The organism is Bordetella sp., assembly GCF_057362025.1.
In genome coordinates this window covers 92,856-117,098 of sequence record NZ_JBMQQZ010000079.1, presented here as the reverse complement: position 1 = coordinate 117,098, position 24,243 = coordinate 92,856, and the positions used below count along the sequence as shown (strand labels likewise).

Here is a 24,243-nt window from a genome sequence, read left to right as displayed (position 1 = left end):
CGAAACCGTCGTGCCGGGCAGCGGCTCGGGCGGCCTGCTCGTGCTGGCGGAACCGCTCAGCTTCTGGGGAGGCTACGACGCCCAGGGCGGCACGATCGTCGAGCAACGGCACCCGCAGTTCGGCACGGCGCTGAAGGGCAGATTCCTGCTGATGGCGCGCGCCAAGGGATCCAGCTCCAGCAGCAGTGTGCTGGCGGAAGCCATACGCAACGGCACCGGCCCCGCCGCCATCGTCATGCAGGATCGCGACCTGATCGTGGCCTTGGGCTGCATCGTGGCGTCCGAACTGTACGGCATCGACGTACCGATCGCGGTGGTCGACACCCACACCTGGCAGGCGCTGTCCGCGCTGCCGTCCGGCGCGCCGCTGCGGCTGGATGCCGGCGACGCGCGGTGCGAGATTACTGGAACGCCGTTTCCATGAAGCTGCGCAGCTTGCGCGAATGCAGGCGCTCGGGCGGCATTTCACGCAGCCGTTCCAGCGCGCGGATGCCGATTTCCAGATGCTGCCCTACCTGGCGGCGGTAAAAGGCCGTGGCCATGCCGGGCAGTTTCAATTCGCCATGCAGCGGCTTGTCCGAAACGCATAGCAAGGTGCCGTACGGCACGCGAAAACGAAAGCCGTTGGCCGCGATGGTGGCCGATTCCATGTCCAGGGCGATGGCGCGCGACTGCGCGAATCGCTGAACCGGCTCGGATTGGTCGCGCAGTTCCCAGTTGCGGTTATCGATGGTGGCCACCGTGCCGGTGCGCATGATGCGTTTGAGCTCCCACCCCGACAGGCCGGCGACTTCCTCTACGGCCTGTTCCAGCGCCACCTGCACTTCGGCCAGCGGCGGCACCGGGACCCAGGTCGGCAGGTCCGCATCCAGCACGTGGTCGTCGCGCACATAGCCATGCGCCAGCACATAGTCGCCCAGGCGCTGCGAGGTACGCAGGCCCGCGCAATGCCCCAGCATCAGCCACGCATGCGGGCGCAGCACCGCGATGTGGTCGGTGATCGTCTTGGCATTGGACGGCCCCACCCCGATATTGACCAGGGTGATGCCGGAATGGCCGGCGCGCATCAGATGGTAGGCCGGCATCTGGGGCAGCCGGCCCGGTGTGGGCTCCGCCGCGACAGGCTCGCCCCGCCGCGTGATCCGGTTGCCGGGCTCGATCAGGGCATCGTAGTCGCCTTCGCCCGCGGCCAGCATCGCCCGGGCGCGCGCGCAGAATTCGTCGACGTAGAACTGGTAGTTGGTGAACAGCACGAAATTCTGGAAGTGCGCCGGCGCGGTGGCGGTGTAGTGCTGGAGCCGGTGCAGCGAGTAATCCACGCGCGGTGCCGTAAAGGGCCCCAGCGGGCGCGGCTCGTTGTCACGGCCATGCCAGGTACCGTTGACGATGGCGTCGTCGGTGATTGCCAGGTCCGGCACGTCGAAGGTATCGCGCAGTGGCCGGGCCAGCGCTTCCAGGTGTTCGCCCTCGACATAGGCGCCCTCGGGAAAAGCGAAGTGCAGCGGAATGGGTACGTTGGATTCGCCGACTTCGACCGGTACCTTGTGATTCTGCAGCAGGTGGCCGATCTGTTCCGTCAGGTAGTCCTTGAACAGGCGAGGCTGCGTGATGGTCGTCTGGTAAACGCCGGGTTCGGCCACATGGCCGTACGACAAACGGGTATCGACCGGATCGTAGGTATGGACGGCGATGCGCACGCTGGGATAGCAGGCGCGCACCCGGACGGCCTGCAGGTCGCCGCCGCGCGTCAGGCGCTGCAGGGCCTCGCGCAGGTAGGCGGTATTGCGTTCATAGATGTCGATCAGGCGCTGGACCGCGGCTTCGGCACTATGGAATGCCTCGTACGGCATGAAATCGGGCCGGACGGTTGGGGATACTGCATCGACACTGCTCATGGGTGAATCTCCTGTGGGCCGCCCCCCGGGAAGGGCGGCCGGCCGACAGAGCCGGCGCGGCAGCCGGGGCCGTCCGGGCGCCCCTCGCCGCGCAGGTACTTTGGGGTGCCCCAGGGCGGCTTGAAGTGCCCCGGGGTACCTTGGCCCGTCTTAGGGTGCCGGCGTATGCGAACCGTCCTTGTGCCACTCGTAGACCTTGAAGGCGAAACTGTTCAGGTCGCCCTGCGAATTCCAGGATACCGTGCCGATGGGCGATTCAATGCTGCTTTTGTGCAGCCAGGCCGCCACCTTCGCCGGATCCGTCGAACCCGCGCCCTTGATACCGTCGACGATGGCCATCGTCGCCGTATAGGCCGTCAGCTGGAAGGCACCGGACGGATTGCGCTGCTTGTCCTTGAAGGCCTGCACCAGCTTCGCGTTGCGCGGGTCCTGGGAGAAGTCCGCCGGCAGGGTCAGCAACATGCCTTCCACGGCCGGGCCGGCGATGGCGTTGATATCCGGATTGCCCGTGCCTTCCGGCCCCATGAAGCGCACCTTCAGGCCCTGTTCCGACGCCTGGCGCATCAGCAGGCCCATTTCGGGGTGATAGCCACCGTAGTAGACGAAGTCGACGTTCTGGCTCTTGAGCTTGGTGATGACGGCGGAATAGTCGCTATCCCCGGCATTGATGCCTTCGAATACCGGGACGGCGATTCCGGCCTTTTCCAGCTGGCCCTTGACCGAGGTGGCGATGCCCTGGCCATACGACTGCTTGTCGTGCAGTATCGCGACCTTCTTGGGCTTGACCTTCTCGATGATGTAGGCCGCCGCCGCCGGACCTTGCTGGTCGTCGCGGCCGATGGTGCGGAAAATGAAGTTGTACTTCTTGCCGTCGGTCAGGGTCGGCGCGGTCGCCGACGGCGTGATCATCACCACGCCCTCCTGTTCGTAGATCGGCGCGGCGGCGATCGTCGCGCCGGAGCAGACCCCGCCCACGACGAAGCCGATCTTCTCGTTCACCACCCGGTTGGCCGCCGTCGGGCCCTGCTTGGGCTCGCAGCCATCGTCGATGATCACGGTCTCGAGCTTGTGGCCGTTGACGCCACCCTGGGCATTGACCTGTTCGATGGCGGTAGCGACGCCTTCGCGGACCATGTCGCCGTACTGCGTGACGGGGCCGGTGGTCGGGCCGACCACGGCGATCTTGATCGCCTGGGCCTGAGCCGGCGCGGCCAGCATGCCGGCCGAGAGGGCAAGCGCGGCCATGGCCGCCAAACGATGGTGCTTTGTCATTTTCATCTCCTGTTGCGCTCCGTGCCAAATGGCGGACTCGTGGTCCTCCAGGGCATTTCCGCCGGCCACAGGCCGCCGGAAGGGACCAAAGGATACCGTAAAGCGGGACCCCTTCACGCCGCCTCCGGGACATCCCGCAAATATCGGCCAGGTCCTTTTAAAAGATGCAATGGTCCGTTTCAACGCCCTATTTATATAACGGAAGGCATATAAACAAACGCAAATTCAGTTGTTTGCGCAATGAAGCGCCGGCGGCATTATCGCGGCATGCGATTTCAACCGATCATCGTCCCGGGTTGGATGGATTCCGGCCCCGATCACTGGCAAACGCTCTGGCAGCGCAGCCTGCCCCATGCCGTGCGGGTGTGCCAGCGGGATTGGCACAACCCGGATCCGCGCGAATGGGTCGCCGCAGTGGCCGCGCGCGTGGAGACGGCGCCCTGGCCGGCCTTGTTGATCGCCCACAGCCTGGGCTGCATCGCCACGGCCGCCCTGCCCGCCGCGCTGCACGGCCGGATCGGCGCGGCGCTGCTGGTGGCGCCGGCGGACGTCGAGCGGCCGGACGCGCCGCCCTGCCTGGCGTCGTTCGCGCCCATCGCGACGCAGGCGCTGGCCTTCCAGAGCGTGGTGGTCGCCAGCGACGACGATCCCTATTGCGCCCTGCCCCGGGCGCGCGAATTCGCTCAGCATTGGGGCAGCCGTCTCGTGGTGCTCTCCGGCGCCGGGCACATCAATGCGGCGGCCGGCTTCGGCAACTGGCCGGACGGCCTGAAAATACTGCGTGCCCTGCGTCGCCGCGCGGCCTGGCGCGTCACCGCGCCGGCGCGCCGCATTCCCCCGCTGGCGCGGGCGCGCGCCTGATTCCGGCGGGCTTCCATCGCCGGACCTCGGAATTATCCCGCCGGGGAAATTCCCTTCGCCGCCACGCCGCACGGCCGGCGTGCGGCAACTATGCGCCCATCCCTACAAGATGCCGCGGCGAGATCGGTTCATCCGGCGCGCCTCCGCCTATGGAACCGGCATGAAGCCGCGCCTAGACTGGCGGCGCTATCCGCCTGCATCGATATCAAGCCATATGCCTCCCATTACCGGAGCCAATCCGGCTCCCATCACACTGGTCGCGTCTTCCGACTCCATCCAGCCCTCCCATCGGGCAATCAGAACCGGCTTCAAGGCCATTCAGGGACTGACCAAGCGAATACGCCCATGGCAATCGGCCCCGCGCTCCTCGGCCCATGCCCCCTTTACCTTGGTGCGCGGCGAATTCGCCACGCGCGCGGACCGGGCGGCGCGCTGCCGCGAACGCATCGCCGCCGTGGGCGCCCTGCTCCACGGCGGGTCGCCGCGTCTCCTGGACACGGACGAGCTCGCGACACTCCAGCGATCGGCAGAGAAGCTGCGAGGCCAGACACGCATCCACTGCTCGATGCGCGACCTGATGGTCGAGCGCGCCATACGCGCACACCTGCCGCAGGCCGATGCCCGGCAGGCCAGGCGGCGCTACAAAGGCTTGATCAAGCTGCGGCACGCCGTGCCCAAAGCCCCACAGGGTGCGGGCCCGGCGCATGACGCGGTCCGCGCCACGCTGCAGGCCGCGACAGCCCTGGAAGCCACGGCCGCGCAGGTCCGGGCCATAGGCAACGCATACCGGTCCGACCCGGGCCGGATCGTTCCGTCCGCACGATTCGTACAGGACCTGATCGGCCTGCTGGACGGCATGAAGATGCTGCGCGGCCACGACCAGGATCCCGCCGATTTTCTCTATCCGGCAGTGAAGCTGATGCATGAGGCAAACCGCGCCGCGCATCCGGATGCGGGCCGGGTATTGGGCAAACTGTTGCGCGATCTCGGCGAAGCCGGACGGAACGATCCGGAAGGGCTGCGCGCGCAGTTGAAGCGGAATCGCGGCGCGCTGGACTTGTGGCTGGCGAACAATTCGCCGGATTCCCTGGCCCGCAATCCGGCCGCGGCCCGGCAGGGCCTGGCCGATCAGCTGGATGTGCTGCTGGATGGGCTGGCGGGCGCGGCCCGCAAGGTGTTGCATGAAGAGCTTCGTGGCCAGGTGCCCGGCTGGGCGCGCGAAGCGCAGCGTGGCCTGTTCCGCGAAGCCGGCATCCTGCATGCCAGCGCACAGCGTTGGCGCGACCGTGGACTGGGACAGGGTGCCGCCGACCCGGTCCTGCAGGCCAGCCCGCCCGACGCCGTGAAGATGCTGCTGGAACAGGCCGCCAACCGGGCATTGGGCACCGCCGCCGTGCCGGCCGGGAACCTTCACCCCCTGCTCGGCAGGCTCAAGGGCGAATTGAAGCAGGTCGCCCAACGTATCCAGCAGGCGATGGACGACCGGCAGTTTTCCACGCACGCAACGGCCGCGGAAATCATCGCCCTGCGCCAGACGCTGATGCAGGCGGTCCTGGAAGAAACCGGCATTCTCGGGGAGATCCACCGATTGAAGGAGTCCGCCGGCGATGTCGGCATGCTGCGGACGCGCAAGCCCGCCGCGCGCGAGACCCGGCCGCCGCACACGCCCTTCACCTTGTCCGGGCCCGTCGACCGGCCGCTGCACACGAAAGTCGCCAAACGCATGAAAAAACTCGAGGCGGAGGCGCGGCGCCAAGTTATCAAGCTTCTGTCGTCCTGCCGCCAACCTGGCGGCCAGGCGCTGCCGGCCGCCAGGCTGGAAGCCTTGAACGACATCCACGCGGCACTGTTCGCCGTGCACGGCGAATCCGCGCAAACGGTCTGGCAACACCTGCTGGCGGCGGAAACCAGGCGCTTGAAGGATCACGAACTGCTGGCGCTGAATACGGGCGCACTGCGCGCGCATGTCGGCGGCATCGCGCCGCTGGCCGACAAGGTCGCCGATCCGGGACGCCGCGCCGCCAACGATAAGCTGTTGCGCGACGTCTGGACCGCCGTCCGCGCGGCCTCCGCCAGCCGCGAGGCAGGTCCGGTCCTGAAAGCCTGGTGCGCATCGCTGTCGACGCCGCGGGCCACAGCCGACGGCACGACGCTTTCCCGGCAAATCGAGTCCCTGCGCGACCGAATAGGCATGCTTGACGACGGCACGGTTCCACTGCGGACATTGCTGGACGCCGCGCTGGAAAGCCTGGACAACGCCGAACTGAAGACCTTGATTCACGCGATGGCGCAGGCCCCTTCGCCGGCTGCCCTGCCCGCCGGTCCCGGCCTGGCCCCGCCAGGCGCCGGCGGCCACGCCGCGACACTACCCGCCCAGCCTGCCACCCTCGCCGCCTCCACAACGCTAACGCTGCGCCAGCGGCTGACGCGCTACCTGCGTGGCGACCATAAAAAGCCCAATGCGGACATAACCTTGCCGAGCGGCCGGCAGCTCGATACGCGGGCTTTCCTCGACCAACTATCCGGCGCGGCGCGCGGCCACGCGGCACAGCGCATGGATGCCTTGCGCGACGCGTTGATAACGGATTTTCGCTCGGCGGTCTTCGAACAGGCTGCCCTCCTGTACGCCTTGCTCGACACGCCGGAAGCAGCCGCGGCCAATGGCCCGCTGCTCGAAACGCTGGAGCGCCTGGTCATCGATGCCGCCAGGCATGGCCGTCTGCTCCACGAACACGGCGAACAGGCAGCGACGGCGATGATGGAAACCGGATTCCTGCGCACCGTGCATGGCTACGATGTTGTCCAGGACGTGACTCGCTCGCTATCGCGCGACATCGCCTCGCTGCACAATCGCTTGCGGGACGGCATGGAAGATCTGGGCATGGCGTGCTTGCGCTCCTCCGAGGTCCTCGGGGCGTGGCGCGCCGGTGCGGTCGATTACATCCTCCAGGAGACCGGCATATGGAAGCATGTGGATCGCCTGGCCCATCGCCTGCCCCGTGAAACGTCCGCGCCGCAACAAGAGGTCGTGGCGCGCGCCGTCGACCCGTCCGACACGCTCAGGCGGGGCGGCGCGCGCGCCAGCTCGAAGTCGACGCGTTCGGTCGACCGGGACGGCTACACAGTGTCGAGGTCGGTGCTGGAAAACTCGCGGCGCACGACCGCGGTCCCTATCGATGAAGAGGGCTACAGCGTGATCGATGCGCAGGCGTGGCCGGACGCGGTCTACGCCACCATCCCGGCCGACGAGGCCACGCCCATGACACTCGCCGACCATGGTAGCCATCGTGCCAGCGTGGCGGTCTCCGAGGACAGCGGCATCGGTGGGTGCGGCAATGCTTCCATCGACGGCCACTGGCACGAGCCATCCGGCGCGCCCGCCACCCCCACCACGCAGATGCCGCCATCGCCGCCATCGCCGGCCGCGCGCCTGCCCGAGGCCCTCGATCCCGGCCTGGTCGCCGCATTGCGCGCGGCGCTGGCGCAACGCCATCGCGGCGAGTGGAATCGCGCCTAGGGCCGGTTGATACTGGAAAGCGCTTCGCTCTGGTCCTGATGCGCGGCGGCCTCGCCTTCCAGCATGCGCACTCCCGGCATGGGCGAGGCATAGACGGCCTGCGCCAGCGCTTCGATGGCGGCCAGCCGCGGAAAGCTGCGCCGCCAGGCCAGGACCACGCGGCGATCCGGCACCGGCGCTTCCAGAGGCACGTAGCGCAACAGGCTGTCGCTGGGCGGGTTTTCCGGCACCGCCGAAACGGGAAGCACGGTAATGCCGATGCCGGCCGCGACCATGTGGCGGATCGTTTCCAGCGATGAGCCTTCGAAGGTGCGCTGGATACCGTCGCTGGCGGCGGAAAACCGCGACAGCTCGGGACAGACTTCCAGCACCTGGTCGCGGAAGCAATGTCCGCTGCCCAGCAGCAGCATGGTCTGCTGCTTCAGGTCCTGCGCGGGAATGGCCTTGCGGTCGGCCCACGGATGGTCGCGGGGCACAGCCACCAGGAAGGGCTCGTCGTACAGCGGCTGGATCACCAGGCCGGCTTCCGGCAGGGGCAGCGCCATGATGGCGCAGTCGATCTCGCCCTGGCGCAACAGCTCCACCAGCCGCATGGTGAAATTTTCCTGCAGCAGCAAGGGCATTTGCGGCGTGCGTTCGATCTGCACCGGCACCAGCCTGGGCAGCAGATAAGGTCCGATCGTATGGATGACCCCCACGCGCAGCGGCCCGGCCAGCGGGTCGTGGCCCTGCCGGGCGATCTCCTTGATGCTCGCGCTTTCCTCCAGCACCTTCTGCGCCTGCGCAACGATGCGCTGGCCGATGGGCGTGACGCCGACCTCCGACCCGCCCCGCTCGAAAATCGTCACGCCCAGTTCGTCCTCAAGCTTGCGTATCGCCACCGACAGCGTGGGCTGGCTGACGAAACAGGCTTCGGCCGCGCGGCCGAAATGACGTTCGCGCGCCACGGCGACGATGTACTTGAGTTCAGTGAGAGTCATGGTGGGGCTTCCCTATCATGCCGCTCGCGCGGCGCATTGAGTCACGTTCTTCACGTACGCAGGAAATCCTCGCGGCCGCGCATCCAGCGCGCGAGGTGCGCCTGTACGGCCTCGGCATGTTCTGCGCGCAGCCAGGCGGCGGCCTCGCGGGCTTGTTCGGCGATGTCCGCGTCCAGTTCGATATCGGCGAAACGCAGCAGCGCCAGGCCGGATTGCCGGGTTCCCAGGAACTCCCCCGGTCCGCGTTGCACCAGATCGCGCCGCGCGATTTCGAATCCATCGGCGGTCTCGAACATCGCGCGCAGGCGCTCACGCGCGATGCGCGACAGCGGCGCCTGGTACAGCAGCACGCAGACCGACTCGGCGGTACCCCGCCCGACACGGCCGCGCAGCTGGTGCAATTGCGCCAGGCCGAAGCGCTCCGCATGTTCGATCACCATGAGCGAGGCATTGGGCACGTCCACACCGACCTCGATCACCGTGGTGGCGACCAGCACGTCGACCCGCCCTTCGCGAAAGGCCTGCATCACTTCGGCCTTCTCGTTCTGCGGCAGGCGGCCGTGGACCAGCCCGATGCGCAGGTCGGGAAGATCGGCGCGCATGGCCTCGTAGGTATCGACGGCCGTCTGCAATTCCAGCGCTTCACTTTCCTCGACCAGCGGACACACCCAGTACGCCTGCCGTCCGGCGCGAGCGGCCTGGGCGATATGGGCGATGACTTCCTCGCGCCGGCCGTCGTTCACCAGCTTGGTCACGACCGGGGTGCGGCCGGGCGGCAATTCGTCGATTACCGACACATCCAGGTCGGCGAAGAAAGTCATGGCCAGCGTGCGCGGAATCGGCGTCGCGCTCATGTTCAGCTGGTGCGGCACGATGCGCCCGCGCGCGGACTCGCCCTTGCGGTTCAGGGCCAGGCGCTGGCCCACGCCGAAGCGATGCTGTTCGTCCACGATGGACAGGCCCAGGCGCTGGAATGCCACATGGTCCTGGATCAGTGCCTGGGTGCCGACCACCAGCTGGGCGCTGCCGTCCGCGACGGCGGCCGCCGCCTCGCGCCGTGCCTTCGCCCCCAGGCTGCCGCTCAGCCAGGCTACCCGCACGCCCAGCGGCTGCAGCCAATCGACAAGCTTGCGGAAATGCTGCTCGGCCAGGATTTCCGTCGGCGCCATCAGCGCCACCTGCGCGCCCGCTTCCATGGCCTGTGCCGCGGCGATGGCGGCGACGACCGTCTTGCCGCTGCCGACATCGCCTTGCAACAGGCGATGCATGGGAAAGGGACGGGCGAGATCCCCGGCGATTTCCGCCACGACACGCTGCTGGGCGCTCGTCAGCGCGAAGGGCAAGGCGCCGTACAGGCGCGCGACCAGCCCGCCCGCATCGCCGGATGGCGCCAGCGGCAAGGCCTTATGCGTGCGGCGGGCCGCCCGCGCGGCGGCCAGGGACAATTGCTGGGCCAGGAGTTCGTCGAACTTGATGCGCCGCCATGCCGGATGCGCCCGTTCCACCAGTTCGTGCTCCGACACGCCGGGCGGCGGCGCGTGCAGCACCCGTATCGACTCGTCGAACGGCGCCAGGCCATAGCGCTCCCGCAACCCGGCCGGCAGGGTGTCGGCAAGATCGGCCTGCGCCAAGGCCAGGCCGATCGCCTTGCGCAGCACCGTCTGGTGCAGGCCCTCGGTGGTCGGGTAGACGGGGGTCAGCGCGGTCGCCAGGGGCGCGTCCGCGCTGGTCATGCGCGGATGCACCATTTCCCTGCCGAAGAGTCCGCCGCGCACCTCGCCGCGCGCGCGCAGGCGGCGCCCGACCGTCAGTTGGCGCTGCTGGCTGGGATAGAAATTGAGCCAGCGCAATTGCAGTTCGCCGCTGTCGTCGGCGATCGCCGCCGTCAATTGACGGCGCGGCCGGTACTGCACCTCGCAGCGCGTGATTTCCCCTTCCACCTGGGCGCTGAAGCCGGGCCGCAAGGCGGAAATCGGGGAGATCCGGGTTTCATCCTCGTAGCGCAGGGGCAGGTGCAGGATCAGGTCGGCCGGCTCGACCAGGCCCAGGGCGTGCAGGCGGCGCGTGATGGCGTCGCCGCGCGCCGGCGACGCGGCATCGGCCGTCGATGCGCGAGCCTTGCCCGGGGCCGCGGCGGCAGGCATGGCGATGATTACCGTACTGGAAGCGGAAAACGGATCGCGTCCTCAGACAACGACAACGGCTTCCACTTCGAACTGCGCGCCCTTGGGCAGGCTGGCCACGCCCACGGTCGAACGCGCCGGGTAAGGCTGCGGGAAGATATCTTCCATGATCGTGTTGACCGTGCCGAATTTGCCCAGGTCCGTCAGGAACAACGTCAGCTTGACGACGTTTTCCTTGCCGCCGCCGGCGGCCTGCACCACCGCCAGCATATTGGCGAAAGCCTGCTTGACCTGGCCCTCGAAGCTTTCGGACACCAGCTCGCCGTTATGCGGCTCCAGGCCGATCTGCCCCGACAGATAAACCGTCTTGGACCCGGTCACGGCCACGGCCTGCGAGTAAGGGCCGACAGCCTTGGGCGCGTCGTGGGTGTGAATGATTTGCTTGTTCATGGTGGCTCCGCGCGCGAAAGACATAGGAAAACTTCTATCGAAGTTTAATCACCCATAGGCTACCGCGAAAACCCCGCATGATGCGCCAGCGACGCGATATGTTCACGCTCCCGTAACAATATTTCGTAAAGCGTCTGGGCCGCGAGCGGCAGCGTGCGTCCGCTGCGCTTGACCAGATAGAGCTCCCGCGTGGGCACCTTGCCCGCCAGCGGGCGGATGGCCAGGCCGGGACGCTGGAAGTGGAATAGCGTCATCGCCGGCACGAGACTGACCCCCAGGCCGGAAGCCACCAGGCCCATGACCGTGGCCAGGTGTTCGACCTCCACCAGGGGGCGCAGCTTGCGCCGGCCCAGGGCGGCATCCAGGTGCTGCCGGACGCTGCTGTTGCGGGCCAGTTGGATCAGCGGCCATTTGGCGATCTGCGCCAGAGTCGCGTCCGGCTGGGCGGCCAGGGGGTGGTCGGCGCGGCAGACGAGATGGAAGCGGTCCGCATGCAGGAACTCGCTGTCCAGGTCCGTCATATCGGCGCGCCGCGAGGCCACCGCGAAATCCACCTCGCCGTCGCGCACCATGTCCAGGCAGGGATCCAGCAAAGCGTCGCGCAGCGTCAGCGCGATGCCGGGATAGCGTCCATGGAAATCCGCCAGGATGCCGGGCAGCCATCCGGCCGCCAGCGACGGCAACGCCGCCATTGCCACACGCCCGCGGCGCCGCGCCGCGTGGTCGCGCAGGTCCTCCATGACCATGTCGAAATCCGCCAGCAGGCGGCGCGCGGAGGTCTCCAGCACGCGGCCCTCCGCGGTGAGTTCGACATGCCGCGTGGTGCGGTCGAACAGCCGCATGCCGGCGTCGTCCTCGATCGCGCGGATAAGGGCGCTGAAGGCGGGCTGCGTCAAATGGCAGCGCTGCGCCGCCCGGGTGAAGTGCTTCTCTTCCGCGAGGGCGACGAAGGCGCGCAGGTGCCGGGCCGATAGATTCATGGGGTTTCTGTATCAATCGATCTTTTATTTCTATTTTACGTATGAACGGCGGCTCCCTATAGTGGCCGGGGAGACACCCTATAAAAAGCCATGCCGGATACCCACACGCCCGCCCGTACCCCCACCGCCGGCACGCCGCCGCCCCTGCTGATCGGCTGCGCCTCGGGCTTTTCCGGCGATCGCACCGACGGCGCGGGGCCGGTGGTCGACACGCTGGCCGCGCGGGGCGGCGGTACATTGATTTTCGAAACCCTGGCCGAACGCACGCTGGCGCTGGCCCAACTGGCCCGCCAGCAGGATCCGCGGGCCGGCTACGAGCCCCTGCTGGACGAACTGGTCGGCCCGATACTCGCGCGCTGCCACGCGCACGGCATACGCATCGTCAGCAATTTCGGCGCGGCCAATCCGCCGGGCGCGGCGCGGCGCATTGCCGAACTGGCGCGCGCCCAAGGCCTGCCCGCGCCCCGCATCGCGATCATCCACGGTGACGACCTTGCCTCGCCGCAGCAGCGCGCGCTGCTGCGTGAACAGCTGGGCCCGCGCATGGACGACATGGACATCGTCAGCGCCAATGCCTACCTGGGCGGCGCCGACATCGCCGCGGCCCTGCGCGCGGGCGCCGACATCGTCGTGGCGGGCCGCGTGGCCGATCCGTCATTGACGGTGGGGCCGGCGCTGGCGCACTTCGGCTGGCGCGAGGACGATTGGGAAAAGCTGGGCCGGGCCACCATGGCCGGCCATATGCTGGAATGCGGCACGCAGGTCACGGGCGGCTATTTCGCCGTACCGGGCCTGAAGGATGTCGACGGCCTGCACGAGACGGGCTTTCCGATCGCCGAAATTTCCGCCGACGGCGACTTCGTCGTGGGCAAGGCCATGGGCACGGGCGGCCGCGTGGACGCGCGCACGGTCAAGGAACAACTGCTGTATGAGGTCCATGATCCCGCGCGCTATCTGACGCCGGACGTCGTGGCGGACCTCAGCCGGGCGCAGGTGGTGGAGCTGGGAGCCGACCGCGTCCAGCTGCACGGCATTACCGGCCACACGCGTCCGGAAACGTTGAAGGTCAACATATGCCATCGCGGCGGCTGGCTGGGGGAAGCCGAGATTTCCTACGCCGGCGTGCAGGCCGAGGCCCGCGCGCGGCTGGCCGCCGACATCGTGCGCCGCCGCCTGGGCGGCGCCCTGCCCCTGCGCATCGATCTGATCGGGGCGATCAGCATTCTGGACAGCGACGACGGCGCCTTGCGCGGCGCCCTGCCCGACCGCTACGCGCGCGACGTCAGGCTGCGCGTGGCCGGCACGCATGCCGATCGCGCGGTTGCCGAACGCGTGCTGCGCGAAGTCACGGCGCTGTATTGCTGCGGCCCGGCCGGCGGCGGCGGCGTGCGCACCGCCCTGCGGCCGCGCCTGAACATGGTGTCTTGCGCCATCGACCGGAACGCCGTGCCCGGCGGCTGGCGCATGTTCGACGCCGACAAGGACGCGCGATGAATCAGCCATTCGTACCTCTTTACCGCCTGGCGCACAGCCGTTCCGGGGACAAGGGCGATATCTCGAACCTGAGCCTGATCGCCTGGGATGCGGAATGCTACGACGTGATCGCGGCCTATGTGACCGCCGAGCGCGTGCGCGATTGGTTCGCCTACCGCCGGCCGCATGCCGTCACGCGCTACCTGCTCCCCACGCTGCAAGCGATGAATTTCGTGCTGGAAGGCGTGCTGGACGGCGGCGTGAACGATGCGCTGAATCTGGACGCCCACGGCAAGTCGCTGTCCTTCCAGTTGCTGGACCTGCCTGTCCCGGTGCCCTCCGCGATGGCGGCGCGCCTGCCCGACGTACCCGGGGACGCCTGGCCTTTCCAGGACGCTGCGCATCACCCATGAATCCGCGGATCGCGCGCGGTCAACTCTCTATCACGCGATACACCCACTAAGAACCAAGGAGACACACAATGAAAATCCGTGCCCTGCCGGCTTTGGCTGCCCTGATCGCGGCCGGCTGCGCGCCGCTGGCGGCGTCCGCCCAGGACTTCCCCAATCGCCCCATTACCCTCGTCGTTCCCTTCGCCGCGGGTAGCGCCACCGACCAGATCGCCCGTGCCCTGGCCCAAGGCGTCACGGAGCAGACCGGCCAGGCCGTGGTCATCGAGGATAAGCCCGGCGCCAGCGCGATGATAGGCGCGCAGGATGTCGCCCGCGCCAAGCCGGACGGCTACCGGGTGCTGATCACCACCAACACCACGCACGCGGCCAACGAGCACCTGTACAAGCGTCTGCAATACGATCCGGTCAAGGACTTCGCGCCGCTGACCTTGCTGGGCAAGGGCAGCCAGATCATGGTGGTCAACCCGTCCTTCCCGGCGAAAACGGTGGGGGAATTCCTGGCCCTGGCGCGCAAGGAGCCCGGCAAGCTGAGTTTCGGCAGCGGCAGCTCCAGCAGCCGCATCGCCGGCGAACTGCTGCAGCAAATGGCCAACGTGAAGCTGCTGCACGTGCCTTACAAGAGCAATCCCCTGGCCCTGACCGATCTGCTGGGCAGCCAGATCAGCACCATGATTACCGACATGGCGACCGGCCTGCCGCAGGTCCAGTCCGGCAAGCTGCGCGCATTGGGCGTGACCACGCTGAAGCGTTCGCCGCTGGCGCCTGACGTCCCCACCATCGCGGAATCGGGCGTGCCCGGCTATGAAATGGGATATTGGTTCGCGGCCTACGCGCCGGCCGGGACCCCCGACGACGTGGTCAAGCGCTTGAACGCGCTGCTGACCAAGGCCACCGAAGGCGCCGCCGCCAGGCAGTTCTACGGCAGCACCGGCACCGAACCCACCACCTCGACCCCCGCGGAACTGGCCGCCTTCCAGAAAGCGGAATCGAAAAAGTGGCAGACCATCATCAAGCAGGCCGGCATCGAACCGGAATAATGGCCGCACCGCGTCGGGATATCCCGGCGCGGGAACAATGAACGCACACCCGCCCGATGAACGCACACCCGCCCGAGCCGGCGGGATCGCGCAGAAACGCAAAGGCCGGCGATAGGGTCCGCGCCCGCGGGCTGGACCAAGTCCAGGCCTGAGGCGCCGGTCATATCGCCGGCCTTTGCACGGTGCCGCAGATGATGCGGCTTATTTTTCCACGAAGGCGCGTTCGACCACGTAGTCGCCCGGCTGGCCCACGCCGGGAGAAACGGTGAATCCCCGCTTGTCCAGCATGGCGCTGATGTCGGCCAGCATATGCGGGCTGCCGCAGATCATGGCGCGGTCGGTTTCCGGGTTCAACGGAGGCAGGCCGATGTCCTGGAACAGCTTGCCGCTGTCGACCAGTTCGGTAATCCGGCCCTGGTTGCGGAAGGGTTCCCGCGTGACCGTCGGGTAGTACACCAGCTTGCCGTTGACCATATCGCCGAAGAACTCGTTGGCCGGCAGTTCGTTCTGGATATAGTCGGCGTAGGCCAGTTCGCTCTTCCAGCGCACGCCATGGACCAGGATGACTTTTTCGAAGCGTTCGTAGACGTCCGGGTCCTTGATGATGCTCATGAACGGCGCCAGGCCGGTGCCCGTGCCGAACAGGTACAGGTTCTTGCCCGGCTTCAGGTCATGGACGACCAGCGTGCCCACCGGTTTGCGGCTGACCAGGATGGTGTCGCCTTCCTTCAAATGCTGCAGGCGCGACGTCAACGGGCCGTCGGGCACCTTGATGCTGAGGAATTCCAGGTTTTCCTCGTAGTTCGCGCTGGCGATGCTGTAGGCGCGCAGCAAGGGCTTGCCCTCGACTTCCAGACCGATCATGACGAAATGACCGTTATGGAAACGCAGCGCCGCATCGCGGGTGGTCTTGAAGGAAAACAGGGTGTCGTTCCAGTGGTGCACGCTCAGGACGCGCTCGGTATTGAAGGCTGCCATAGTGATCAAGAATGACGCGCGGCAGCGTCGTTCGCAGGCGCGGCCGCCGGACGGGAAGTAAAAGGATCCGTCCAACAGGTGAGGGATAACCCGATTTTATACGTTTTTGTTGATAAAGGTTCTCAACTGAGGCGGTTTTGCCTCGTTTATCGAGACAGATTCGTTGTAAGCAAATAACCCCGGCGCGGATTTTTGTGGACGGCATATGCCTTACAGGCATGTGGCCGCCTCCAGGCATTCTCCAGGCAACCGCTCCCTTGGCCAGGCCTGCCGCCCTGGCCAGCCCGGCCGCTCCCCCGGCCAGGCACGGCGGCTCCCCCTACTCCGGCTTGATGTTGCCTCGCTGTATGACGCCCTGCCACTTGGCGATATCGGCGGCGATGCGGGCGGCGAACTCGGCCGGCGTGCTGCCGACCGGCTGGAATCCCAATGATGCAAGCTTGTCGTGCAGCGCGCCCTCGCGGGCGGCGGACGATATCGTGCCGCCCAGCTTGGCGATCACCGGTGCGGGAACGCCAGCCGGCGCCACCAGGCCGAACAGCGGCGCGGTATCGACGTTGGGATAGCCGGCCTCGGCCATCGTCGGGACGTCCGGGAGCGAGGGCACGCGCGCGGGGCTGGTGACGGCAATGGCGCGCAGGCGCCCCGCCTTGATGTGCTCCAGCAGCGTGGGCACCGTCGCGAAAGCGAACTGTATCTGGCCGCCGAGCAGATCCGTGAAAACCGTACCGCCGCCGCGGTAAGGCACATGGACGATGCTGATCCCCGCCTGCTGGCGCAACTGTTCCCCCGCCAGATGCGGCGCGCTTCCCACGCCGGCCGAGCCGAACGCCAGCGCGCCCGGCTCCGCCTTGGCCAGGGCCACGAACGATTTCATGTCCGTCGCCTTCACCGAAGGATGGACCACCATGACGAAGGGCGCCGTCGCCAGCAGCGAGATAGGGGCGAAATCCTTCAACGTATCGTATTGAAGGCGGCTGCCGAGCAGGCCGGGATTGATGACGAACGCGGTATCCACCATGCCGATGGTATAGCCGTCCGCGGGCGCGGTCGCCACCGCACGCGTTCCGATCACGGTGCCGCCGCCGCTACGGTTTTCGACGATGAAGGACTGGCCGTATGCCTTGGCGTAGACCTCCGCCGCGAAACGGCCCAGCGTATCCGTCGCCGCTCCCGGCGGGTAAGGCACGAACATGCGCACGGGTTTGTCGGGATACGCGATGCCCTGGGCGCGGCCGGCCCAGGGCGCCAGCGTACCGGCCAGCATCAGTGCGCCACCGGTGGCGACAAAACGCCTGCGTGAACCATTCATTTTCCTGTCTCCTGTTGTCTATCGTTATCTGCCCATGGCAGCGGCGTCCCATGGCAATAATGCCCGCGCCGAATCTCGCAATGCGCGTGGCATGCCAGCGGCGCTCCTCATCCAAAACGTCCCGCGGCCAGTTCCGCCTCCGGGTCCGCGCCCAGTCCCGGTCCATCCGGCACATTCACCCAGCCGCGCGAGATCGGCACCGTCGCGCCATACGGGACATGGGCCAGCTCCACGTAGAGGCGTTCCAGCGAGGCCTCGGTGGCCTGTGCGGCCAGCAGGTGCAGGCTGGCCAGGTATCCCGGCCCGAAGAAGGCCACCTGCGGCGCGCAGGCCACCGGGCCATCCTCGCATTGCCGCGACAGCGCCCATGCCGCACTCAGGCCCAGCTTGATGACGCTGGGCTGCACGTAGCGGGACGACGCGCGCCTGATCAAGGCCGACAGTTCGACGGCACTGCTGGCGTTTTCGCCCACCGCCAGCGGCACGGGACTGGACGCGCTCAAGCGCGCGAGCGCATCGTGGTCCTCCGGCGGCCAAAGGGGCTCTTCGATCCAGAAGGGCTCATGCTCGGCCATCGCGGCAATCGCGGCGGGCGCCTCGGCGGGCAGCCACGCGCAGTTGGTATCGACCATCACCGGCACGCCCCGGCCGGCGGCCCGGCGCGCGGCCCTGACCGCATCGGGCGTGCGCTCGTGCAGCTTGATTTCGGTATAGCCCTCTTGCAGCGCGCGCGTCACCACGCTGTCGAGCAGGCCCGCATCGCCGTAGTACTGCAGCAGCGACGCGTAAGCGCGGACCCGCGAACGCCGCGCGCCGCCCAGTAGCTGGTGCACCGGCACGCGCTCGCGCTTGCCGCGCAGATCCCACAACGCGATATCCAGCCCCGCGATCGCATGCACCACCGGGCCGGAGCGGCCCAGGTTGTGCAGGATGCGTTGCATCGACGGTATCAGCGCCTGGTCGGCCGCGTCCTTGCCCCGGGCCAGCGGTTCGACCAGGGTCTCGAAAACCGCCACGATGGCGCGCGGCTCCACGCAATAGGATTCGCCCCAGCCGACCGTCCCGTCGGCGGTCTGCACGCGCACCAGCGCGCTGTCCAGCCGGTCGCGCGGGCGGCCCGCGAACAACGGCGGCGCGGTCCAGTGGTGAAACGGCAGCCGCATGGGAACGCACTGCACGGAGACGATGTCGTTGGCTGCCATATTCGGTCGGGTTGCGTGAAGGCCGCCAGTCTCCCAGCCATGCAGCGCATGGTCAAATAGATAGATTGTCTGTTTTCATACAAAATCCTTATGGTGCCTTCCCTATGATCCCTATCGTGTCCTTCCCATGGTGAACCGCCGCGAACTGGCTTTGCTGCGCGCGATGTACCAGCACGGGACCGTGACGGCCGCCGCCGCGTCGGTCAACATGACGCAACCGGCCGCCAGCGCCCTGCTGCGTGGATTGGAAATCCGTCTGGGCTTCGCCCTGTTCAGCCGCGAAAACCGCCGGCTGCACCTGACGAGCCAGGGACGCGCCCTGCTGCCGGAAGTGCTCAATGCGCTGGCCGGCATCGAATCCGTGGACCGTCTGGCACGCGACATCCGCCATGGATCCGCCTCGCGCCTGGCAATCGGCGCGGTGGCGATTGCGGCCTCCAGCCTGTTTCCGGCGGCGCTGGCCCGGCTGCGCCGCACGCATCCCGACGTCGCGATCACGGTGCGGTCCGGCACCGCGCTGGAAATCATCGACATGGCGGTGGACCACCGCATCGACCTGGGAATCATCGTCGGTTCTTCCCAGGATGCGCGCGTAGAGATGTGCACGCTCAGCAGCTTGAGCTTGTTCTGCATCATGCGGCCAGAACATCCCTATGCGTCGCGGCGGCGCCTGGCCTTGAGCGAAGTGGCGCGGGAACAGCCGATCGTCCTGGGCGCGGCGCTTCCCGCCGGCCGCGCCACCGCCCGCGCGCTCGAGGCCTTGGGCATGGCCCACCTGCCCAGCGTCGAAGTCATGCAATCTTCCGCCGCCTGCGCGCTGGTCGCGTCCGGCGTCGGCATCGGGATCGTGGAAAGCCTGGGCGCGGTCTACGCGCGGCGCCAGGGGCTGGTCGCGCGTAGCGTGATGCCGGTGGACGACCTGATCCTGGCCCTGGTTTGGCCACGCCAGCGCGGCATGAGCCAACCGGCCAGCGACATGAAGGCCTGCCTGAAAGAGGAGGCGGACCTGCTGCGCCTGGACAAATAGCCGCGATATAGCGATCCCTTCGCCAGATTTCGAGCCTCGTCCCTGGGCCCGTATCCGTGCTTTTCGCCCTTTGGCGCTTTCGCCCGATACCTCCCGGCCCCGCCGCTTTGGCAAACACCGCCTCTTCCGCAGGAATCCTTACATTAAGTTGAATAAACTCGGGAATCTTGGTATCTTCCCCGTCCTCTGACTGAGAATAATTTTCGTTAACGGTCTTCCGGACGCGGCGCGGGCGATCCGGCGGGCGACGTCCGGAGCTGACCATGAAATTCCAACGCCACACCCTGTCTTCCCTGTTCGGCGCGCTGTGCCTCGCCGCCGCCACGTACGGCGGCCCGGCAGCCGCCGCCGATGAAGTCACGCTGTACACCACCCGCGAGCCCAAGCTGATCCAGCCGCTGCTGGACGCCTATACCAAGGAAAGCGGCGTCAAGGTCAATACCGTCTTCGTCAAGGACGGCCTGCTGGAGCGGGTCAAGGCAGAAGGCGACAAATCGCCCGCGGACGTCCTGATGACGGTGGACATCGGCAACCTGCTCGACCTGGTGGACGGGGGCGTGACACAGGCGGCGCCGTCGAAGACGTTGGAATCCGTGGTGCCGGCCAACCTGCGCGGCGCGGGCGGCAGCTGGTATGCGCTGTCCCTGCGCGACCGCGTCCTGTACGTGGAAAAGGACCTGCCCCTCACCAGCTTCCACTACGAAGACCTGGCCGACCCCAAGTGGAAAGGCAAGGTGTGCATCCGTTCCGGCCAGCACCCCTACAACACCGGCCTGATCGCCGCGATGATCGCCCATGACGGCGCCGAGGCCACGGAAAACTGGCTGCGCGGGGTCAAGGCCAACCTGGCGCGCAAGGCCGCCGGAGGCGACCGCGACGTGGCCCGCGACATCCTGGGTGGCATCTGCGATATCGGACTGGCCAACGCCTACTACGTCGGCCACATGAAGAACGCCCAAGCCGGTACGGACGCGCGCAAGTGGGGCGACGCCATCAAGGTTGTGCGCCCCACCTTCGCCAAGGCCAAGGACGGCGGCACCCATGTCAACATCAGCGGCGCCGCCGTGGCCCGGCACGCGCCGCACAAGGCACAAGCGGTCAAGCTGCTGGAGTACCTGGTATCGGGGCCGGCCCAGGCGCTTTATGCGCAGGCCAATTACGAGTACCCCGTGCGAGAAGGCGTCAAGCTGGATCCCGTCGTGGCCAGCTTCGGTCCGCTGAAGGTCGATGCCCTATCGGTGGCGGACATCGCCAAGTATCGCAAGCAGGCCAGCGAGCTGGTCGACAAGGTGGGCTTCGATAACTGATGGCCTGGTCCTGGGGCGCGTTGCTGATCGCGCTGGTCGTTTGCGCCCCGCTGGCGGCGCTGGGGTGGCAGGCGCTGGGCGCCGACATCGGCCATTGGTCGCACCTGGCGCAATATGTCCTGCCGCAGGCCGCGGCGAATACGGGAATGCTGCTGCTGGGCGTGGGCGCGCTGACGGCCGTGCTGGGTACCGGCAGCGCCTGGCTGGTCAGCGCCTATGAATTCCGCGGGCGCCGCGTGCTGAGCTGGGCGCTGCTGCTCCCGCTGGCGGTGCCCACCTACATCGTCGCCTTCGCCTACCTGGATCTGCTGCACCCGCTCGGCCCGGTGCAGGGCGCCATCCGCGCGCTGCTGGGCTACGACAGCCCGCGGCAGTTCCGCCTGCCCGATCTGCGCTCCCTGCCGGGCGCCATTTTCGTCCTGGGCTGCGCGCTCTATCCCTATGTCTACCTGACGACGCGGGCCATGTTCATGACGCAGGCCGCCAATGTGCTGGAGGCGGCCCGCACGCTGGGCGCGGGCCGCCTGGCGGCCTTCTGGCGTGTCGCCCTGCCCCTGGCGCGGCCCGCCATCGTGGTCGGCCTGAGCCTGGCCTTGCTCGAAACCCTGAACGACATCGGCGCGTCCGAATTCCTGGGTGTGCAGACCTTGACGGTGTCGGTCTATACCACCTGGGTGACACGGTCGGACCTGGCCTCGGCGGCGCAGATCGCCTTGTCCATGCTCGCCCTCGTGGTGGTCCTGATCGTGCTGGAACGGCACGGACGCCGTCGCCAGCGCTACGCGGCCGCCCAGCGCATGCGGCCGATGCAGCGGCTGCGTCTGCATGGCTGGCGCGCAGCCCTCGCGGCCGCGCTGGGTGCCGTGCCGGTCACGCTGGGCTTTTTGGCGCCCGCCCTTTACCTGCTGTGGGAAACGCAGAAACGCCTGCACCTGGTCGGCGGTGTGTCGCGGCAACTGGCGGCGGCGGCCGGCAACACGGTGGCGATCGCCGCCGCGGCAACCGCGATCACGCTGGCGTGCGGCATGGTGATAGCCTGGGCGGCCCGCGCCACGCGCGACAGCGGCGGACAGCGGTTGACGCGGCTTTTCGCGCGCATGGCCGGATTGGGCTACGCGGTGCCCGGCACCGTGCTGGCGATCGGCCTGCTGACACCCCTGGCGCTGTTCGATCGCGCCTTATCGGCGACGCTGGGCACCGCCGGCCTGGTATTGATGGGATCGGCCGCTGCCCTGGTATGCGCCTATGCGATCCGCTTCCTGGCCATCGCTTCCGGCGCCCTGGAAGCGGGATTGGCACGCATCCCGCCCTCGCTGGAACAGGCGGCGCGCCTGCTCGGCGAAAGCCCGGGCGGAACGCTGCGGCGCGTGCACCTGCCGCTGCTGCGTCCCGCCATGGCGGCAGCCGCCCTGCTGGTATTCGTCGATGCCATGAAAGAACTGCCGGCCACGCTACTGCTGCGCCCCATGAACTTCGACACCCTGGCCACCTGGCTGTACGGCGAGGCCGCGCGCGGCACCTACGAGGAAGGCGCGGTGGCAGCGTTGGCAATCGTCGCAGCCGGCCTGCTTCCCGTGATTCTATTGGCGCGCGGCCAGGAACATACGTCCGTCCCACGCAGGAGCCGATCGCACGATCGCGCAATGCCGCAAGGCACCCCATCATGACCGCAACACTGGAACTGGATCACCTTGCCCTGGCCTACGATACGCCCCGTGGCCCCATACGCGCGGTCGACGATTTGTCGCTGACGCTGCCCGGCGGCCACATCGGCTGCCTGCTCGGCCCGTCGGGCTGCGGCAAGACCACCGTGCTGCGGGCCATCGCGGGGTTCGAACCGCCGGCCGGGGGCCGCATCCTGCTGGATGGCGCCGTGGTGTCCAGCACCACCCGGCACGTCGCGCCGGAGCGCCGGCGCGTGGGCATGATGTTTCAGGACTATGCGCTATTTCCCCACCTGACGGTGGGGCGCAATGTCGGCTTCGGCCTGCGCCGCCAGCCGCGCGCCGAACGCGAGCGCCGTATCGCCGAGATGCTGGAACTCGTGGGACTGGCCCAAGCCGTCGACCGTTATCCGCACGAGCTTTCCGGCGGCCAGCAGCAGCGCGTCGCGCTGGCCCGCGCGCTGGCGCCGTCGCCGGATCTGCTGCTGCTGGACGAGCCTTTTTCCAACCTCGACGCGGATGCGCGCGAACGCCTGGCATTCGAAGTACGCGACATCCTGAAGCACACCGGGCATACGGCGGTGCTGGTCACGCACGACCAGGCGGAAGCCTTCGCCATCGCCGACCGCATCGGGGTGATGACCGAAGGCCGCGTGGCGCAGTGGGACACGCCTTACAACCTGCGCCACCATCCCGCCACGCCTTTCGTCGCCGACTTCATCCGCCGGGAAGCGCTGGCGGAGCAGCGTGCGGCGGCCTATGCGCGGGGCGCGCGGCGCGCCTGATCGCCATGGCACACGTTCGCCTGCGTGCCGCGCTATCGCGGCGGCAGCGGCGCCAGCGGTGCCCAGGCCGGCGCGGGGATGAATTCCGTGGTGTCCTCCGGCACGGTCTGGCCGAAGCGATTGCGTACCCAGTCCTCGCGCGCCTGCTCGATGCGATCGCGGCGGCTGGAGACGAAGTTCCACCACAGGTAGCGCGGACCGTCCAGCGGTTCGCCACCCAGCAAGGCCACCCGCGCCGCGGAAAGTCCCTTCAGCGTCACCGGCTTGCCCGGCGCGAATATCACCAGCCGCCCGGACTCGAAGCGCTGGCCGTCGATTTCCACCTCGCCGCGCGCCACGTAGGCCGCGCGCTCTTCATATTCGGCGTCCAGCTGCAGGCGCGCGCCCGCCTCCAGCGTGACATCGCCCAGGAACAGCGGCGACAGCGTGCGTATCGACGAAGTCTGTCCGAACAGGGAGCCCGCGACGATCTGCGCGCGCACGCCCTCGCCTTCCATCACCGCCTGCGCGTCGCGGCCGTAGTGCACGAAACCGGGATCGGTCTCCTCGTGGCTGGCCGGCAGCGCAACCCAGGACTGCAACCCCGCCAGAGGCTGCGCTCGCGCGCGGCTCTGTGCCGAGGAGCGTTCGGAATGCACGATGCCGCGCCCGGCGGTCATCCAGTTCACCTCGCCGGGCAGGATGGTACGCACGGTGCCCACGCCGTCACGATGCACGATCGCCCCTTCATACAGATAGGTCACCGTGGACAGACCGATATGCGGATGCGGCCGCACGTCGATGCCCGCGCCCGCCGGCAACATGGCAGGCCCCATTTCGTCCAGGAAAACAAAGGGCCCTACCGTGCGGCGTTCGCGCGAAGGCAAGGCGCGCCGCACCTCGAAATTGCCGATGTCGCTGGTACGCGGTATCACCACGGATTCGATGGACGGGGGAAATTCGGGCATGAGCTGGGACATGGCAGACT

At 67.9% G+C, this 24,243-nt stretch carries 20 protein-coding genes; 10 read left to right on the top strand and 10 right to left on the bottom strand.

All coding sequences use genetic code 11. From position 1 onward, the window contains the following. The first annotated feature begins 10 nt into the window (after nucleotides 1–10). Nucleotides 11–424 (top strand): aconitase X swivel domain-containing protein, encoded by a 414-nt coding sequence (locus tag ACO1P8_RS16195; RefSeq protein WP_486296950.1) that lies wholly within the window; start codon nucleotides 11–13, stop codon nucleotides 422–424. Here the strand turns inward: ACO1P8_RS16195 and ACO1P8_RS16190 are convergent. After that, on the bottom strand, nucleotides 402–1,895 hold the full coding sequence (locus ACO1P8_RS16190) for an AMP nucleosidase (protein WP_486296906.1): 1,494 nt from the start codon (nucleotides 1,893–1,895) through the stop codon (nucleotides 402–404). The genes ACO1P8_RS16195 and ACO1P8_RS16190 overlap by 23 nt on opposite strands. Nucleotides 1,896–2,045: 150 nt before the next feature. Then, entirely contained in the window at nucleotides 2,046–3,167 is a 1,122-nt protein-coding gene (locus tag ACO1P8_RS16185; RefSeq protein ID WP_486296905.1) for a branched-chain amino acid ABC transporter substrate-binding protein, read from the bottom strand. Between the two features lie 267 nt (nucleotides 3,168–3,434). On the opposite strand from ACO1P8_RS16185, the gene ACO1P8_RS16180 reads away from it, so the two are divergent. Together ACO1P8_RS16180 and ACO1P8_RS16175 are read left to right on the top strand one after the other, a co-directional pair. After that, nucleotides 3,435–4,028 carry an RBBP9/YdeN family alpha/beta hydrolase gene (locus ACO1P8_RS16180; RefSeq protein ID WP_486296904.1) on the top strand — a complete coding sequence of 198 codons (594 nt, stop codon included), beginning with the start codon at nucleotides 3,435–3,437 and terminating at the stop codon, nucleotides 4,026–4,028. A gap of 214 nt (nucleotides 4,029–4,242) precedes the next feature. Further along, the gene (locus tag ACO1P8_RS16175; protein ID WP_486296903.1) at nucleotides 4,243–7,545 is read left to right on the top strand and encodes a hypothetical protein; all 3,303 of its coding nucleotides are present in this window, start codon (nucleotides 4,243–4,245) and stop codon (nucleotides 7,543–7,545) included. Here ACO1P8_RS16175 and ACO1P8_RS16170 read toward each other — a convergent pair. Genes ACO1P8_RS16170 through ACO1P8_RS16155 form a run of 4 tightly spaced genes read right to left on the bottom strand, consistent with a single transcriptional unit; the run spans nucleotide 7,542 to nucleotide 12,078 of the window. Beyond that, nucleotides 7,542–8,525 carry a LysR substrate-binding domain-containing protein gene (locus ACO1P8_RS16170; RefSeq protein WP_486296902.1) on the bottom strand — a complete coding sequence of 328 codons (984 nt, stop codon included), beginning with the start codon at nucleotides 8,523–8,525 and terminating at the stop codon, nucleotides 7,542–7,544. The genes ACO1P8_RS16175 and ACO1P8_RS16170 overlap by 4 nt on opposite strands. A 50-nt stretch (nucleotides 8,526–8,575) precedes the next feature. Further along, entirely contained in the window at nucleotides 8,576–10,669 is a 2,094-nt protein-coding gene (recG, locus tag ACO1P8_RS16165) for an ATP-dependent DNA helicase RecG (protein WP_486296901.1), read from the bottom strand. A gap of 42 nt (nucleotides 10,670–10,711) precedes the next feature. Continuing rightward, nucleotides 10,712–11,098, bottom strand: coding sequence for a Rid family detoxifying hydrolase (locus ACO1P8_RS16160; protein WP_094844669.1), 387 nt, complete (start codon nucleotides 11,096–11,098; stop codon nucleotides 10,712–10,714). 59 nt (nucleotides 11,099–11,157) lie between these two features. Beyond that, nucleotides 11,158–12,078 (bottom strand): LysR family transcriptional regulator, encoded by a 921-nt coding sequence (locus tag ACO1P8_RS16155; protein WP_486296900.1) that lies wholly within the window; start codon nucleotides 12,076–12,078, stop codon nucleotides 11,158–11,160. A gap of 90 nt (nucleotides 12,079–12,168) precedes the next feature. Here ACO1P8_RS16155 and ACO1P8_RS16150 point away from each other — a divergent pair, with 90 nt between their 5' ends. From ACO1P8_RS16150 to ACO1P8_RS16140, 3 genes are all read left to right on the top strand, one after another. Then, on the top strand, nucleotides 12,169–13,572 hold the full coding sequence (locus ACO1P8_RS16150) for an acyclic terpene utilization AtuA family protein (protein WP_486296899.1): 1,404 nt from the start codon (nucleotides 12,169–12,171) through the stop codon (nucleotides 13,570–13,572). Continuing rightward, nucleotides 13,569–13,964 carry an AtuA-related protein gene (locus ACO1P8_RS16145; protein ID WP_486296898.1) on the top strand — a complete coding sequence of 132 codons (396 nt, stop codon included), beginning with the start codon at nucleotides 13,569–13,571 and terminating at the stop codon, nucleotides 13,962–13,964. The genes ACO1P8_RS16150 and ACO1P8_RS16145 overlap by 4 nt, the downstream gene beginning before the upstream one ends. A 68-nt stretch (nucleotides 13,965–14,032) precedes the next feature. Then, nucleotides 14,033–15,001 (top strand): Bug family tripartite tricarboxylate transporter substrate binding protein, encoded by a 969-nt coding sequence (locus ACO1P8_RS16140; protein ID WP_486296897.1) that lies wholly within the window; start codon nucleotides 14,033–14,035, stop codon nucleotides 14,999–15,001. 201 nt (nucleotides 15,002–15,202) lie between these two features. On the opposite strand, the gene ACO1P8_RS16135 is transcribed toward ACO1P8_RS16140, so the two are convergent. The 3 genes from ACO1P8_RS16135 to ACO1P8_RS16125 form a co-directional block, all read right to left on the bottom strand. Further along, nucleotides 15,203–15,979 (bottom strand): ferredoxin--NADP reductase, encoded by a 777-nt coding sequence (locus ACO1P8_RS16135; RefSeq protein ID WP_094842338.1) that lies wholly within the window; start codon nucleotides 15,977–15,979, stop codon nucleotides 15,203–15,205. 319 nt (nucleotides 15,980–16,298) lie between these two features. Further along, the gene (locus ACO1P8_RS16130; RefSeq protein ID WP_486296896.1) at nucleotides 16,299–17,291 is read right to left on the bottom strand and encodes a Bug family tripartite tricarboxylate transporter substrate binding protein; all 993 of its coding nucleotides are present in this window, start codon (nucleotides 17,289–17,291) and stop codon (nucleotides 16,299–16,301) included. 107 nt (nucleotides 17,292–17,398) lie between these two features. Further along, a complete protein-coding gene (locus ACO1P8_RS16125; protein WP_486296895.1) occupies nucleotides 17,399–18,493 on the bottom strand; it encodes a mandelate racemase/muconate lactonizing enzyme family protein in 1,095 nt (364 codons plus the stop codon). Between the two features lie 127 nt (nucleotides 18,494–18,620). On the opposite strand from ACO1P8_RS16125, the gene ACO1P8_RS16120 reads away from it, so the two are divergent. The 4 genes from ACO1P8_RS16120 (at nucleotide 18,621) to ACO1P8_RS16105 (ending at nucleotide 23,276) form a co-directional block, all read left to right on the top strand. Beyond that, nucleotides 18,621–19,520, top strand: coding sequence for a LysR family transcriptional regulator (locus tag ACO1P8_RS16120; protein ID WP_486296894.1), 900 nt, complete (start codon nucleotides 18,621–18,623; stop codon nucleotides 19,518–19,520). A gap of 263 nt (nucleotides 19,521–19,783) precedes the next feature. Then, nucleotides 19,784–20,827, top strand: a complete 1,044-nt coding sequence (locus ACO1P8_RS16115; protein ID WP_486296893.1) for a Fe(3+) ABC transporter substrate-binding protein — start codon at nucleotides 19,784–19,786, stop codon at nucleotides 20,825–20,827. After that, the gene (locus ACO1P8_RS16110) at nucleotides 20,827–22,494 is read left to right on the top strand and encodes an ABC transporter permease (protein WP_486296892.1); all 1,668 of its coding nucleotides are present in this window, start codon (nucleotides 20,827–20,829) and stop codon (nucleotides 22,492–22,494) included. The genes ACO1P8_RS16115 and ACO1P8_RS16110 overlap by 1 nt, the downstream gene beginning before the upstream one ends. Then, a complete protein-coding gene (locus tag ACO1P8_RS16105; RefSeq protein ID WP_486296891.1) occupies nucleotides 22,491–23,276 on the top strand; it encodes an ABC transporter ATP-binding protein in 786 nt (261 codons plus the stop codon). The genes ACO1P8_RS16110 and ACO1P8_RS16105 overlap by 4 nt, the downstream gene beginning before the upstream one ends. A 32-nt stretch (nucleotides 23,277–23,308) precedes the next feature. Here the strand turns inward: ACO1P8_RS16105 and ACO1P8_RS16100 are convergent, their stop codons facing one another. Beyond that, nucleotides 23,309–24,235, bottom strand: a complete 927-nt coding sequence (locus ACO1P8_RS16100; protein WP_486296890.1) for a pirin family protein — start codon at nucleotides 24,233–24,235, stop codon at nucleotides 23,309–23,311. Nucleotides 24,236–24,243 lie beyond the last annotated feature (8 nt).

Bases quoted from the DNA above. Each gene is read 5' to 3' on its own strand.
- ACO1P8_RS16175 (WP_486296903.1), top strand. From the start codon at position 4,243: ATGCCTCCCATTACCGGAGCCAATCCGGCTCCCATCACACTGGTCGCG.
- ACO1P8_RS16140 (WP_486296897.1), top strand. From the start codon at position 14,033: ATGAAAATCCGTGCCCTGCCGGCTTTGGCTGCCCTGATCGCGGCCGGC.
- ACO1P8_RS16145 (WP_486296898.1), top strand. From the start codon at position 13,569: ATGAATCAGCCATTCGTACCTCTTTACCGCCTGGCGCACAGCCGTTCC.
- ACO1P8_RS16115 (WP_486296893.1), top strand. From the start codon at position 19,784: ATGAAATTCCAACGCCACACCCTGTCTTCCCTGTTCGGCGCGCTGTGC.
- ACO1P8_RS16150 (WP_486296899.1), top strand. From the start codon at position 12,169: ATGCCGGATACCCACACGCCCGCCCGTACCCCCACCGCCGGCACGCCG.
- ACO1P8_RS16180 (WP_486296904.1), top strand. From the start codon at position 3,435: ATGCGATTTCAACCGATCATCGTCCCGGGTTGGATGGATTCCGGCCCC.
- ACO1P8_RS16125 (WP_486296895.1), bottom strand. From the start codon at position 18,493: ATGGCAGCCAACGACATCGTCTCCGTGCAGTGCGTTCCCATGCGGCTG.
- ACO1P8_RS16130 (WP_486296896.1), bottom strand. From the start codon at position 17,291: ATGAATGGTTCACGCAGGCGTTTTGTCGCCACCGGTGGCGCACTGATG.
- recG (WP_486296901.1), bottom strand. From the start codon at position 10,669: ATGCCTGCCGCCGCGGCCCCGGGCAAGGCTCGCGCATCGACGGCCGAT.
- ACO1P8_RS16190 (WP_486296906.1), bottom strand. From the start codon at position 1,895: ATGAGCAGTGTCGATGCAGTATCCCCAACCGTCCGGCCCGATTTCATG.
- ACO1P8_RS16185 (WP_486296905.1), bottom strand. From the start codon at position 3,167: ATGACAAAGCACCATCGTTTGGCGGCCATGGCCGCGCTTGCCCTCTCG.
- ACO1P8_RS16105 (WP_486296891.1), top strand. From the start codon at position 22,491: ATGACCGCAACACTGGAACTGGATCACCTTGCCCTGGCCTACGATACG.
- ACO1P8_RS16100 (WP_486296890.1), bottom strand. From the start codon at position 24,235: ATGTCCCAGCTCATGCCCGAATTTCCCCCGTCCATCGAATCCGTGGTG.
- ACO1P8_RS16155 (WP_486296900.1), bottom strand. From the start codon at position 12,078: ATGAATCTATCGGCCCGGCACCTGCGCGCCTTCGTCGCCCTCGCGGAA.
- ACO1P8_RS16110 (WP_486296892.1), top strand. From the start codon at position 20,827: ATGGCCTGGTCCTGGGGCGCGTTGCTGATCGCGCTGGTCGTTTGCGCC.
- ACO1P8_RS16160 (WP_094844669.1), bottom strand. From the start codon at position 11,098: ATGAACAAGCAAATCATTCACACCCACGACGCGCCCAAGGCTGTCGGC.
- ACO1P8_RS16120 (WP_486296894.1), top strand. From the start codon at position 18,621: ATGGTGAACCGCCGCGAACTGGCTTTGCTGCGCGCGATGTACCAGCAC.
- ACO1P8_RS16135 (WP_094842338.1), bottom strand. From the start codon at position 15,979: ATGGCAGCCTTCAATACCGAGCGCGTCCTGAGCGTGCACCACTGGAAC.
- ACO1P8_RS16170 (WP_486296902.1), bottom strand. From the start codon at position 8,525: ATGACTCTCACTGAACTCAAGTACATCGTCGCCGTGGCGCGCGAACGT.